Source organism: Devosia sp. A369 (genome assembly GCF_054489345.1).
Map to the genome: position 1 here is coordinate 271,847 of NZ_JBTMWV010000002.1, position 12,655 is coordinate 284,501.

11 protein-coding genes are annotated in these 12,655 nt (G+C 64.2%); 7 read left to right on the forward strand and 4 right to left on the reverse strand.

The features are described from left to right. Positions 1-56 precede the first annotated feature (56 nt). The 4 genes from thrC (at position 57) to ACX3OZ_RS04835 (ending at position 6,441) form a co-directional block, all read left to right on the forward strand. A complete protein-coding gene (gene thrC, locus ACX3OZ_RS04820) occupies positions 57-1,448 on the forward strand; it encodes a threonine synthase (RefSeq protein ID WP_459103943.1) in 1,392 nt (463 codons plus the stop codon). Between the two features lie 54 nt (positions 1,449-1,502). Next, positions 1,503-2,765 (forward strand): M16 family metallopeptidase, encoded by a 1,263-nt coding sequence (locus ACX3OZ_RS04825; protein WP_459096647.1) that lies wholly within the window; start codon positions 1,503-1,505, stop codon positions 2,763-2,765. Between the two features lie 15 nt (positions 2,766-2,780). After that, positions 2,781-3,389, forward strand: a complete 609-nt coding sequence (locus ACX3OZ_RS04830) for a GNAT family N-acetyltransferase (protein ID WP_459096648.1) — start codon at positions 2,781-2,783, stop codon at positions 3,387-3,389. A 196-nt stretch (positions 3,390-3,585) separates the two neighbouring features. After that, positions 3,586-6,441 carry a putative bifunctional diguanylate cyclase/phosphodiesterase gene (locus ACX3OZ_RS04835; protein WP_459096649.1) on the forward strand — a complete coding sequence of 952 codons (2,856 nt, stop codon included), beginning with the start codon at positions 3,586-3,588 and terminating at the stop codon, positions 6,439-6,441. Positions 6,442-6,453: 12 nt separating this feature from the next. Here ACX3OZ_RS04835 and ACX3OZ_RS04840 read toward each other — a convergent pair whose 3' ends face one another. Next, the gene (locus ACX3OZ_RS04840; RefSeq protein WP_459096650.1) at positions 6,454-7,029 is read right to left on the reverse strand and encodes a YqgE/AlgH family protein; all 576 of its coding nucleotides are present in this window, start codon (positions 7,027-7,029) and stop codon (positions 6,454-6,456) included. 112 nt (positions 7,030-7,141) lie between these two features. On the opposite strand from ACX3OZ_RS04840, the gene ACX3OZ_RS04845 reads away from it, so the two are divergent. From ACX3OZ_RS04845 to ACX3OZ_RS04855, 3 genes are all read left to right on the forward strand, one after another. After that, entirely contained in the window at positions 7,142-7,954 is an 813-nt protein-coding gene (locus ACX3OZ_RS04845) for a protein-disulfide reductase DsbD domain-containing protein (protein ID WP_459096651.1), read from the forward strand. A gap of 122 nt (positions 7,955-8,076) precedes the next feature. Next, complete coding sequence (locus tag ACX3OZ_RS04850; RefSeq protein ID WP_459096652.1) at positions 8,077-8,571, forward strand: redoxin family protein; 495 nt, start codon at positions 8,077-8,079, stop codon at positions 8,569-8,571. A 22-nt stretch (positions 8,572-8,593) separates the two neighbouring features. Beyond that, positions 8,594-9,181 (forward strand): hypothetical protein, encoded by a 588-nt coding sequence (locus tag ACX3OZ_RS04855; RefSeq protein ID WP_459096653.1) that lies wholly within the window; start codon positions 8,594-8,596, stop codon positions 9,179-9,181. 141 nt (positions 9,182-9,322) lie between these two features. Here the strand turns inward: ACX3OZ_RS04855 and gcvPB are convergent, their stop codons facing one another. The 3 genes from gcvPB to gcvH form a co-directional block, all read right to left on the reverse strand. Beyond that, positions 9,323-10,870 (reverse strand): aminomethyl-transferring glycine dehydrogenase subunit GcvPB, encoded by a 1,548-nt coding sequence (gcvPB, locus tag ACX3OZ_RS04860; protein ID WP_459096654.1) that lies wholly within the window; start codon positions 10,868-10,870, stop codon positions 9,323-9,325. Beyond that, a complete protein-coding gene (gcvPA, locus tag ACX3OZ_RS04865) occupies positions 10,867-12,210 on the reverse strand; it encodes an aminomethyl-transferring glycine dehydrogenase subunit GcvPA (RefSeq protein ID WP_459103944.1) in 1,344 nt (447 codons plus the stop codon). Before gcvPA ends, gcvPB begins: the two co-directional genes overlap by 4 nt. 78 nt (positions 12,211-12,288) lie before the next feature. After that, positions 12,289-12,654, reverse strand: a complete 366-nt coding sequence (gene gcvH, locus ACX3OZ_RS04870) for a glycine cleavage system protein GcvH (RefSeq protein ID WP_459096656.1) — start codon at positions 12,652-12,654, stop codon at positions 12,289-12,291. Between the last annotated feature and the right edge of the window lies 1 nt (position 12,655).

A 12,655-nucleotide genomic window follows, 5' to 3' on the forward strand; every position in this document is an offset into this window, starting at 1 on the left:
CGGTTCGCCCGCTGTTTGAATAGGTTGCAGCGTTTCTAAAAGGGCCCTTTCCCCGAATGCAGTTTGTCTCAACGCGCGGCCAGGCGCCCGTGCTCGGTTTTTCGGATGCAGTTCTCGCCGGCCTGGCGTCCGATGGGGGACTCTATGTTCCCCAGAGCTGGCCCCAGATCAGCCCCGCTGAAATCGCCAGTTTCGCCGGCAAGCCCTATGCCGATGTCGCCTATGCCATCATCAGCCGTTTCACCGGCAATGAAATTGCCCCGGCAGCTCTCAAGGCGATGCTCGACGAATCCTATGCCGTGTTCCGCCACCCTTCGGTGACGCCGCTGGTCGAGATCGAGCCCAACCATTTCGTGCTGGAGCTGTTCCACGGCCCGACCCTGGCCTTCAAGGACGTGGCCATGCAGTTCCTCAGCCGGGTGATGGACCACATCCTGGCCGAGCGCGGCCTGCGCGCCACCATTGTCGGCGCCACTTCGGGGGATACCGGCTCGGCCGCCATCGAGGCGTTTCGCGGGCGCGACACCACCGATATCTTCATCCTGCATCCGCAGGGGCGCACCTCGCCCGTGCAGCGCCTGCAGATGACCACCGTGCTCGACGCCAACGTGCATAATATCGCGCTCGATGGCACGTTCGACGACTGCCAGAACATCGTCAAGGCGATGTTCAACAACCATAAATTCCGCGACAGCGTGCGCCTCAGCGGCGTCAACTCCATCAATTGGGGCCGCATCGTCGCGCAGATCGTGTATTATTTCACTGCTGCGGCCTCCCTGGGCAGCCCGCATCGCAAGATCAGCTTCACCGTGCCCACCGGCAATTTCGGCGATATTTTCGCCGGCTATTGCGCCAAGGCCATGGGCCTGCCGATCGAGCAGCTGATCATCGCCACCAATGCCAACGACATTCTGCGCCGCACCATGGATAGCGGCCGCTACGAGATGGACGGCGTGGCGCCCACCATCAGCCCGTCGATGGATATTCAGATTTCGTCCAATTTCGAACGCCTGCTGTTTGAGGGCGCCGGCCGCGATGCCGCTGCCGTAGTCCGCATGATGGAAAGCCTCAGGCAATCGGGTGGCTTTGCCGTCCCGGAGCAGGCGCTGGCCGCCATCCGCCGCGACTTTGCCGCCGGCACCACCGGCGAGGCCGAGACCAAGGCGACGATTGCCACCACGCTCAAGGCGGCCGGCTATCTGCTCGATCCGCATACCGCAGTCGGCGTGCATGTCGCGCGGGCTCATCTCGGGGCGACGCCGATGGTCACGCTGGGCACCGCCCATCCGGCCAAATTCCCGGCGGCGGTCGAGGATGCCACCGGCATCGCACCGGCCCTGCCGGCCTGGCTGGCCGATCTGCATTCGCGCGAGGAACGCCTAAGCGTCCTTGCCAACGACCAAACGGCGGTCGAAGATTTCATTTCAGCGCGTACGCGCGCTGCCTGATGCATTCGAGGGCCGACGCGGTCCCTCGAATGCCAGGCCTGGGAGGAGCCTCGCGTGAGCGTAGAAACAACGATCCTGGATAACGGCATGGTGGTGCTCACCGACGACATGCCGCATCTCGAAAGTGCTTCGCTGGGGGTCTGGGTCAAGGCCGGGGCCCGCAGCGAACGCAAGGCTGAGCACGGCATTTCCCACCTGCTCGAACACATGGCCTTCAAGGGCACCGCGTCGCGCACCTCGTTGCAGATCGCCGAGGCCATCGAGAATGTGGGGGGCGACCTCAACGCCGCCACCTCCATCGAACACACCGGCTATTTCGCCCGCGTGCTGAAAGATGACGTGGTTCTTGCTGCCGATATTCTGTCGGATATCTTGCAGAATTCTGTTTTTGATGACGATGAGCTGACCCGCGAAAAGCAGGTGATCGTGCAGGAGATCGGCGCGGCGCGCGACAATCCCGACGACCATGTGTTCGACCTGTTCCAGGCCGCCGCTTTCCCCACCCAGCCGATTGGCCGGACGATTTTGGGCACGGTGGATTCGGTACGCGAATTCAGCCCCGACACCATCCGCAAATATATGAACCGCAACTATGTGGGCGACCACATGGTGATGGCTGCGGCCGGTAATGTCGATCATGCCGGACTGGTCGAGGTGGCGCAGCAGCATTTCTCGACGCTCAAGCCCAATGGCGCCCCGGCGCCGCAGCGTGCCGAATATCAGGGCGGCGAGGAGCGGCTGGTTTCTGACCACGAGCAGGCCCACATCGTCGTCGGCTTCGAGGGCCGCGCCTATAATTCCGACGGCTTTTACGCCGCGCAGGTGCTGGCCTCGATCCTGGGCGGGGGCATGAGTTCGCGCCTGTTCCAGGAAGTGCGCGAGAAGCGCGGGCTGTGTTACTCGGTCTATTCCTTCCACTGGGCCTTTGCCGATAGCGGCGTCTTTGGCGTTGCCGCGGCAACCGGCGAGGATGAGGTGGGTGATCTGGTGCCGGTGGTGCTGGACGAGCTCAAGCGCGCCACTGAATCCATCAGCGATGACGAAGTGATCCGCGTCCGCAACCAGATCCGCGCGGGCCTGCTGATGTCGCTCGAAAGCCCCTCGGCCCGCGCCGGGCAGCTGGCGCGCCAGCAGATATTGTGGGGCCGGCCGATTCCGATGGCCGAAACCGTCGAGCGCATCAACCGCATCACCGCCAAGCGGGTGCAGGAAGTGGCTGAGCAGATTTTCACCCAGAGCGCGCCGACCCTGGCGGGCATCGGCCCCATTGGTGGCCTCGCCGATGTCGGTGCCATCAGCGACCATCTCAAGCGGTAGGGCGATCGAACTGCCATGCTCTGGCCCTGGTCGTCACCCACGCCCCTGATCGCCCTGCGCGGCCCGCGTCTGCTGATGCGGCTGCCGCTGATGAGCGACTATGCGTCGTGGTACGCTTTGCGCCGGGGCAGCCGCGATTTCCTGCGGCCATTCGAGCCGCGCTGGACCGAGGCCGATCTGGGGCAGCGCATCTTTGCCACAAGGGTCAAGCGGGCCCGTGAAGAGGCCGAAGAGGGCACCGATTATTCGCTGTTCATCTTCCTCGCCCAAGACGGGCAGGAGGTTTTGGTGGGCGGCATCACGCTCTCCAATGTGCGGCGCCGCGCCGCCCAATTCGTCAATCTCGGCTATTGGATGGGCCAGCAATATGCCGGGCAGGGCATGATGAGCGAAGCCGTGGGGCTGAGTCTGCCCTTTGTGTTTGATACGCTCGATCTGCACCGAATCCACGCCGCATTCCTGCCCGGCAACATGGCCTCGCGCCGGGTGCTGGAGAAGAACGGCTTTGTCGAAGAAGGCTTTGCCGAAAAATATCTGCAGATCAACGGCCGCTGGGAAGACCACGTGTTGTTCGGTTTGACCAAGGAACGCTATGAGCTGAGCCGGTTGTTGCGCCGGGCCTAGGCTCGCCTTGTTGCCATTTAGCAACAGTCCCTTAACCTTGTCGCAGGCGGCAATCCCCGCTACCAAAGAGGCGCTCCCGCCAAGAGGATGCCGTTTCAGCACGTGGCTGTTTTACACCACATTGCCAAAACGTTGCCACAATGAAGCCTATCGCAGGATATACTCGCCCGTGATGCGTCACCTAATTGCACTCGCGATGTGTCTTGCGTTCGCGCTGTCTGGCCTCGTGCCCGCCACCGCCTTCGAAGTCATTTCGGTCCCCGAAGACGTCAATGCCGTCAACCTCAGCGATGTGGTTGAGCTGCAGCCCGGCGCCAATGGCCGCGTGCAGCTGTCGACCGCGCCCGGCGAAGACGGCATCATTCGCCGCATCGAGGTGCTGGCGAGCGAGCCGGGGACCAATCCCAATTTCGTGCTGTTTGCACTGCGCAATGAGAGCGATCAGCAGATCGAGCGCCTCTTGGTCGCGCCGTTTTTCCGCCTGCCGGGCTCCGGCATTTTCCAGCCTGATTTGGGCAATGACCGGCTCAAGGCGCTGACGCCGAGCGCCGGCATCCGACCAGTGCGCCTCACGGACAGTGAAGCCGACGTCTGGGAGGTCACGCTCGACCCCGGCGCCACGGTGACCTTTGTCGCCGAGCTGACGGCGCAGGATCTGCCCGAACTCTATCTGTGGCAGCCCAACGCCTATCGCGACTACGTCAACTCGTTCACGCTGTTCCGCGGCGTGGTGCTGGGCGTCGCATCGCTGGCGGCGGTGTTCCTCACCATCATGTTCGTGGTCAAGGGGCGCGGCGTGTTCCCGGCGACGGCGGCCTTCGCCTGGGCGGTGCTGACCTATCTGCTGATCGATTTTGGCGTGCTGGGGCGGTTGCTCGGGCTCGATGCGGGGGGCATGCAGCCTTTGCGCGCGGCGGCGGAGGCGGGCATAGCCACCACGCTGGCGGGGTTCCTGTTTATCTATCTCAACCTGCATCGCTGGCATTTGCGCTTTATCCATCTGGCGCTTGGGCTGGCGGCATTGTTCCTCGCGCTGTTTGCCTTTGCCTTCTTCCAGCCCGCCATTGCCGCCACCATTGCGCGGCTGGTGCTGGCGCTGCTCGGCGTTTCCGGCTTCTTCCTGATCCTGCTGCTGGCCTTGCGCGGCTATGACCGCGCCGTGCTGCTGGTGCCCACCTGGATCATCCTGATCGCCTGGTTGTTCTATTCCTATCTCGTCGTGTCGGGGCAGGTGTCCAACGACGTGGCCCAGCCCGCCGTTGGGGGCGGTCTCGTACTCATTGTGATGCTGCTCGGCTTTACCGCCGTGCAACACGCCTTCTCCGAAGGGCAGGTGTCGATCGGCACCCTGTCCGAAGTCGAGCGCCGGGCGCTGGCGCTGACCGGCTCGGGCGATTTTGTCTTCGACTGGAATATCGAGCGCGACCGCGTCTCGGTCAGCGATGAGCTGGCAACCCGCCTCGGCGAAAAGCGCGGTGCCTTGCGCGGCGCCATCAAGCGCTGGCTCGACCGCGTGCATCCCGATGATCGCGATCGTTTCCGCACCGCCTTCGACACGCTGGTGGAGCTGCGGCGCGGCAAGGTCAGCGCCGATATGCGCATTGCCGGCCATGATGGCAGCTATCGCAGCTTCCGCATGCGGGTGAAGCCGGTGCTGGGCGGCGACGGGCAGGTCAATCGCATCGTTGGCACGCTGCAGGACGTCACCGAAGACCGGGCCGCCCGCGAGCGCCTGCTGCACGACGCGGTTCATGATAGCCTCACCGGCCTGCCCAACCGGCAATTGTTCCTCGACCGGCTGGAGCGCGCCCTGGTGCGGGCCCGCACGCCCGGCGGCACCAAGCCGGCGGTGTTCCTGATCGATATCGACCGCTTCATGGAGCTGGAAGAACGCATCGGCCACTCGGCGGCGGATTCGGTGCTGCTGGCGATTTCGCGCCGCATTGCCCGCATCATGCGGCCGCTCGATACCGTGGCGCGCATCACCGGCGACCAGTTCGCGGTGATTCTGGCCTCCGAGCAGGCCGCCGGCAAGATTGCCGAGACGGCCGAGCAGATCCGCAAGGCGCTCAAGGCCCCCTTCAATTTCGGCGACCGCGACCTGACCCTGTCGGCCTCCATCGGCGTCACCATCTATGACAGCAACCCCGCCGCTGCGACCGATGTGCTGCGCGACGCCGAGCTGGCGATGTATTACGCCAAGCGCCTGGGCGGCGACCGCATCGAGGCCTATCGCGCCTCGGCGCGCTCCATCGCCGCCTATAACCGGGCCAGCGAGGAAGACCTCGAGCGCGGCATGAAACAGGGCGAGCTGCATGTGCAGTTCCAGCCGGTGATGGATATCCAGACCGGCCAGATCGCCGGCGCCGAGGCGCTGATGCGCTGGACCCACCCGACGCGCGGCGTGGTCAATCCAGACGAATTCGTGCCACTGGCCGAACGCTCGGGCCAGATCGAAAAGCTCGGTCGGCTGGCGTTTGAACAATCGGCGGCCCAGGCCAAGGACTGGATGACGACGCTGGGCCTGCCCGAGGAATTCTTCATCTCGGTCAACCTGTCGCCAACGCAACTGGCGACCGAGACGCTGCTCAACGACATGCGGATGCTGGTCAGCCAGGACAAGGAATTGGCGCGCCACCTCAAGCTCGAGATCACCGAGAGCCAGGTGATGACCAATCCCGAGCACTCCGCCTATATGCTGCAGGCATTGCGCAATCTGGGGCTGGGACTGGCGCTCGACGATTTCGGCACCGGGCATTCCTCGCTGAGCTATCTGCACCGCTTCCCGTTCGACACCATCAAGATCCCCGCACCCTTCGTGACCATGGGTGGCAGCAATGGCATCGCCCATACACAGGGGCCGATTATCAAGGCCGTGGTGCAATTGGCGGCCGATCTGGACCTGATGGTGATCGCCGAAGGCGTCGAGACGCTGGATGAGATCGAACGTCTGCGTCAGCTCAACTGCCGCTATGCCCAGGGCTTTGCCTTTGGCGCGGCGATGACCGGCGGCGAATTCGGCAAGAAGCTGAGCGCACAACTGGCGCGGTAGCACCAAGAGGGCTTACGCGTGGCCGGCGTCGGGGCTCAGCGTGGCGCGGGTGATGCGCAGGCTGGCGAGGGCGGCTTCGTAGCGGTCTTCGACCGGGGTATCGAACAGCAGCTTCTGTGAGAAGGGCGCGGTCAGCCAGCCATTGTCGCCGATTTCGTCTTCCAGCTGACCGGCGCCCCAGCCGCAGCAGCCCAGAGCGAACATCGACGCCTTGGGCGCTGGTCCAAAGGCCATGGCCTTGAGAATATCCAGCGTGGCGGTGAGGCAGATGCCTTCGGTGACCTGATAGGTGTTGCCGCTGTGATAATCGGGGGAATGCAGCACGAAGCCGCGGCCCTTTTCCACCGGACCACCCCGCATCACCACGCGCTGGCGGATGGAATCGGGCAGCCGGATCACCGCATCGGGATCGCCCAAATCGAGTTCGTCCAGCACGTCGGCAAAGCGCAGATTGGCCAGCTCGTGGTTGACGACCAGCCCCATCGCCCCCTCGCTGCCATGGCCGACGAGCAGGATAACGCTTTCCGCGAAGCGCTCGTCCATCATGTCCGGCATGGCGACGAGAAATTGTCCTTCAAGCGAGTTCATGGCCCAATTGTAGGCACGCGGCGGCACAATGCCAAGTTACGATGCGATCATCACGAAGGCCTGATGGCCTGTCAGCTATTTCTAAACCCCATCCTGCGCTAATGGCTTGGCCATGCGTCCATTGATCCTCATCTCCGCTTTGCTGCTGCTTGCCATGCCCGCTTCTGCGGGCGAGACGGCGTGGCAGGAGGTTGCCCCCGGCGTGAAGCTGCGGCTGGTCAGCACCGGGCAGATCAAGGCCGATGGCAGGACGCTGCTCGGGCTCGAACTCGACATGCCGCAGAACACCAAGACCTATTGGCGCATACCGGGCGATACCGGCCTGCCCACCGAGCTGGATTTTGCCGGCTCGAGTGGTGTGCTGGGTCATCAGGTGCTGTGGCCTTATCCAACCCGGCAGCAGACCGACGATTATCTCGATTACGTCTATTTCGGTCCCACCGTCTTGCCCGTCGAACTGACGCTGGCGCCGGGCGCCGCCAATGTCGAGTTGAGCGCCATGCTCGGCGTCTGCTCCGAAATCTGCGTCCCGGCACAGGCGCGGTTTTCGCTGCCGCTGACCGACGCCAAGCCCGACCGGCCCAATGGCTTGCGCATCCGCCAGGCGCTGGCGACGGCGCCCATCGACTGGGATGGCGAGCTCCAGCCGTTTGGCGCGGTCGAATGGCAGGCCGAGGCGGGCATGCTGGCGGTTCATCTCAGTGACCCCACGCTGGATCCGGCGTCGCTGATCGTTTCGAGCGCCAGTGGCGAGCCGCTATTCGGCGTGCCGCAAAAAAGCCCGGAACCGAACCTAGTGCTCATTCCCATCCTGGGCAAAAGCGATGCAATCGACTTGGAAAACCAGGCTGTTCAGCTCACATTCCTTACCGGCATGGGAGCTTTTGAGGTGACGCGCACCATCGTGGATGCGTCGGCCGACTGAACGGTGCGAGGGAAAGGGCCTTTTGGCCTTGTCGGCGGCGTCAAAGCCGCTTATCCCGAAAGCACTTTAAGACTGAGGAACGGCCGCCGCCCGGTGGCCAAAGTCATGGGGCATATCCTTTTATGATTGATCGCGGCAGTCCGGTCCCGTCCGTGCGGGTGAAACTTGTGGGTGCCGATGGCGCGACGGATACAACCAGCGACGCCGTTCTCGGCTCCGGGCTGGTCGTGTTCTTTGCCGTTCCGGGGGCGTTCACGCCCACCTGCCACGTCAACCATCTGCCCGGCTTCGTCGCCAATGAGGCCAAGCTGCGCGCGGCCGGCGTCGACCGCATCGTCTGCGCCTCGGTCAATGATCATCACGTGATGAAGGCCTGGGGCGAAGCTTCGGGCGCGCTGGGCAAGATCGAATTCATCGCCGATGGCAATGCCGAGCTGGCCACGGCGCTGGGCCTCGACAAGGATTTTTCCGGCGCCGGCATGGGCCAGCGCTTCGCCCGCTCGGCCATGCTGATCCGCAATGGCGTCGTCGACGCGGTGTTCACCGAAGATGCGCCGGGCGTGACAGCCAGCGGCGCGCCTGCCATTCTGATGGCGCTCGAAGCCGCCAATAGCTAGTGTCGCGTCAGGAGATACCCTCATGAACCTGCCTTCGTCCCTGATGCTGCGCCTGCCGATCCTCGGGGTCACCGCTGCCGTGCTGGCCGGTTGCTCGATGGGCGGCATGTTTGGCGGCGGCAATGCCGCGCAGAACCAGCAATTGCAGAACGCCACCGCCACCCCGGCGGCCGTGGCGCAGGCGCAGACCAATGCGCTGCCTGCCATCGCCACCGAATGCCCGCCCATCCGTGTGCGCGCCGGTAGCGAGGCGATGTTCTATTATGGCGGCGGCCGCACCGGCGACGCCAAGTCGCTGCAATATCAGGGCGTGATCGACGAAAGCTCGCGCAACTGCGTGGTGAGCAACGGGCTGATCACTGTCAATATGGGTGTTGTCGGCCGCGTGCTGCTCGGCCCCGCCGGCAAGCAGAGCACGGTCAATGCCCCGATCCGCTTTGCGGTGGAGCGCGATGGCCAGGCGGTGTTCTCGGAAAAATATACGCTGCCCGTGGCGATCACCGCGCCGGCGCGTTCGGCTGAATTCGTCAAGGTCATCGAAAACGTCGCCATCCCCTATCTGGGCGGCGAGGAAATCACCATCTGGGTCGGTTTCGATACCAAGAGCTGACATCAGCCGAGAATAGTGAAGTTTAAGGCCCCGTGGATAAGTCCACGGGGCTTTTTTTGTTTCTCTTCCCGTTTGGGAGGCTTCTCAGGATGGGCCCCGGCTCAGGGCCGGGGTGACATCGAGGGTGGGGCGAGGAAGAGCTTACTCCGCTGCCTTGGGCAGTTCCTCTGGCCGTTCCCAGCGCAGGATCGGCGAGCGGGCGGCGCGGGTTTCGTCGAGGCGACGGCGCGGGGCCTTGAGCGGGGCGGAAGTGAAGCGGGTGCTATTGCCGGATTTGGCGTCGATCGCCAGCTCTTCCATCACATCGCAGAAGCGGTCCAGCGTCTGCTTGCTCTCGCTTTCGGTCGGCTCGATCAGCATCGCGCCATGCACCACCAGCGGGAAATACATGGTCATCGGGTGGAAGCCCTCGTCGATCAGCGCCTTGGCGAAATCGAGCGTGGTGACGCCGGTGCCGGCGAGGAAGCTGTCGTCGAACAGCGCCTCATGCATGGTCGGATAGTCATTGAACGGCACCGAGAAGACATGCTCAAGTCGCGCCTTGATGTAATTGGCATTGAGCACCGCATCCTCGGCCGCCTGGGCGAGGCCATCGCCGCCATGGCTGAGCATGTAGGTCAGCGCGCGAACATACATGCCCATCTGGCCCTGGAAGGCGGTGATACGGCCCAGGGCGTCGCCCTCGGCATGTTCCACCAGTTCCAGCCCAGCGCTGCCCTGGCGCACGAACGGCACCGGAGCGAAGGGCGCCAGCGCTGCCGACAGCACCACCGGACCCGCGCCCGGGCCGCCGCCGCCATGCGGCGTCGAGAAGGTCTTGTGCAGGTTGATATGCATGGCGTCGATGCCGAGATCGCCGGGACGGACCACGCCCATGATGGCGTTGAAATTGGCGCCGTCGCAGTAAAAGAACGCCCCGGCGTCATGCACGGCTTGGGCAATCTCGATGACCTGCGGCTCGAACAACCCGCAGGTGTTCGGATTGGTCAGCATGATCGCCGCGACGTCGGGCGACAGCGCATCCTTGACCGCCTGTACGTCGACGGTGCCGTCGGTGCGGGCCGGGATGGCCTTCACCGTGTAGCCGAGGAAGGCTGCGGTGGCCGGATTGGTGCCGTGGGCGCTTTCGGGGACCAGCACGATATTGCGATGGCTTTGGCCGGCAGCGTCCTGCGCCGCCTTGATTGCCATCATGCCAAGCAGCTCGCCATGCGCGCCGGCCTTGGGCGAGAGCGCCACGGCAGCGGTGTTGGTGAGGGTCATCAGCCAGTGCGACAGCTGGTTCATCATCTCCAGCGCGCCCTGCACCGTGGAGACCGGCTGCAGCGGGTGGATGTCGGCGAAGCCGGGCAGGCGGGCGATCTTCTCGTTGAGGCGCGGATTGTGCTTCATCGTGCACGAGCCGAGCGGATACATACCGCTATCGATCGAATGATTGAGGCGGGAGAGGCGCACATAATGGCGCATCGCCTCGGGCTCGGTGAGGCCAGCCAGATCGAGCTTCAGCTTGCGCTCGAAGCCGCCGAGGCGGTCAGCGGAGATGGTCACATCCGGCAGGTCGACGCCGGAATGCTCGGTATCGCCGATTTCAAACAGCAGCGGTTCATTGGGCAGCAGCGCCGAGCCGGAGCTGGAGGCGAAGCCGGAGGTGCCGATACCGGTGGGGCGGCCTTGCGTGTTCATGCTCATGCGAGTTCCTCCGAAAGGGCGGCGCAGAGTGCGGCGATATCGGCATCGGTGGTGAGTTCGGTGGCGGCCAGCACGATGAGGTTTTCTACCGTCGGATCGTCTGGTTCGAGCCGGCTGACCGGGACGCCGCCCAGAATGCCGCGTCGGGCCAGACGCTCGATCAGCGTGGCGGCGGGCTGGCTGGTGCGAATGGTCATCTCGTTGAAGAAGGTTTTGTTGAGCACTTCGACACCCTGCACGGCAGAGAGAGCATCGGCCAGTTTGCAGGCATTGGCGTGGTTGAGACGGGCGAGGCGGGTGAAGCCGGCTTCGCCCAGCAGCGCCATATGGATCGAGAAGGCGAGAGCGCAGAGCCCCGAATTGGTGCAGATGTTCGACGTCGCCTTCTCGCGGCGGATATGCTGCTCGCGGGTCGACAGCGTCAGCACGAAGCCGCGCTGGCCTTCGGCGTCGACGGTCTCGCCACAGAGCCGGCCCGGCATCTGGCGGATGAATTCCTTGCGGGTGGCCATCAGGCCGAGATAGGGGCCGCCGAAATTGAGGGCATTGCCGATCGACTGACCTTCGGCCACCACGATATCGGCCCCGAGCGCGCCGGGTGCTTCGAGCAGGCCCAGCGACACCACTTCGGTGATGACCACGATCAGCAGCGCGCCCTTGGCGTGGGCGGCGTCGGCGGCGGCCTGCATATTGCGCAGATGGCCGTAGAAATCGGGGGTTTGGATGACGATGGCAGCGGTCGTCTCGTCGATATGGTCGAGAATGTCGCCCTGGCCCTCGGGCGAGGCGCTGAGACAGACCAGATCGGCGTCGTCTTTGAGGTAGGCGCGGACCACGTCGCGGTAATGCGGGTGCAACCCGCCCGATAGCACGATCTTGTTGCGACGGGTGAGGCGACGGGCCATCAGCACGGCTTCGGCAGTGCCGGTGGAGCCGTCATAAAGCGAGGCATTGGCCACATCCATGCCGGTGAGCTTGGCCACCTGGGTCTGGAACTCGAACAGCATCTGCAGGGTGCCCTGCGAGATTTCCGGCTGATACGGCGTATAGGCGGTGAGCCATTCCGAGCGCTGGATCAAATGATCGACCGTGGCCGGCACGTGATGGCGATAGGCGCCGGCACCGACGAAGAACGGGCCATCGGCACCGGCCTGATTCTTGCCGGCCAGGGCTTTCATATGGGCTTCGACGAGAAATTCGGGGCTGTGAGCGGGCAGGCCGAGATCAAAGCTCTTGAAGGCGCGGGCCGGGACGGCGCTGAACAGGGCATCGACATTGGCCGCGCCGATGACGCCGAGCATTTCGGCGCGTTCGTGATCGGAATGGGGGAGGTAGCGCATGGGGAGGAGGCTTCCAGTGGGTGGCGGACACCCCCTCCCTGTCCCGCCGTGGCGGAGCGGGCAGGGAGGGGGCTTGGCTTACTTGGTCAGGTCGGCGTAGCCGGCTGCGTCGAGCAGGGTGTCCAGCTCGGAGGCATCGGCGATGGCGAGCTTGTAGATCCAGCCGGCGGCTTCGGGATCGGTGTTGATCAGGCCCGGATTGGCGGACAGCGCTTCGTTGACTTCAGTCACGGTGCCGGCGACCGGAGCATAGATCTCCGACGCGGCCTTGACCGATTCAACGACGGCGACTTCGTCGCCCTTCTTGAGCACCTTGCCGACGCTGGGCAGCTCGACAAACACGATGTCGCCGAGCGATTCCTGGGCATAGGGCGTGATACCGATAATGCCGGTCGCGCCCTCGACGCGGATATATTCGTGGTCAGGGGTGAACTTGGTGGTCATG

What these genes read in the sequence shown, in the direction of transcription:
- thrC (WP_459103943.1), top strand. Translation starts at nt 57, where the DNA reads ATGCAGTTTGTCTCAACGCGCGGCCAGGCGCCCGTGCTCGGTTTTTCG.
- ACX3OZ_RS04830 (WP_459096648.1), top strand. Translation starts at nt 2,781, where the DNA reads ATGCTCTGGCCCTGGTCGTCACCCACGCCCCTGATCGCCCTGCGCGGC.
- ACX3OZ_RS04835 (WP_459096649.1), top strand. Translation starts at nt 3,586, where the DNA reads ATGTGTCTTGCGTTCGCGCTGTCTGGCCTCGTGCCCGCCACCGCCTTC.
- ACX3OZ_RS04840 (WP_459096650.1), bottom strand. Translation starts at nt 7,029, where the DNA reads ATGAACTCGCTTGAAGGACAATTTCTCGTCGCCATGCCGGACATGATG.
- ACX3OZ_RS04845 (WP_459096651.1), top strand. Translation starts at nt 7,142, where the DNA reads ATGCGTCCATTGATCCTCATCTCCGCTTTGCTGCTGCTTGCCATGCCC.
- ACX3OZ_RS04850 (WP_459096652.1), top strand. Translation starts at nt 8,077, where the DNA reads ATGATTGATCGCGGCAGTCCGGTCCCGTCCGTGCGGGTGAAACTTGTG.
- ACX3OZ_RS04855 (WP_459096653.1), top strand. Translation starts at nt 8,594, where the DNA reads ATGAACCTGCCTTCGTCCCTGATGCTGCGCCTGCCGATCCTCGGGGTC.
- gcvPB (WP_459096654.1), bottom strand. Translation starts at nt 10,870, where the DNA reads ATGAGCATGAACACGCAAGGCCGCCCCACCGGTATCGGCACCTCCGGC.
- gcvPA (WP_459103944.1), bottom strand. Translation starts at nt 12,210, where the DNA reads ATGCGCTACCTCCCCCATTCCGATCACGAACGCGCCGAAATGCTCGGC.
- gcvH (WP_459096656.1), bottom strand. Translation starts at nt 12,654, where the DNA reads ATGACCACCAAGTTCACCCCTGACCACGAATATATCCGCGTCGAGGGC.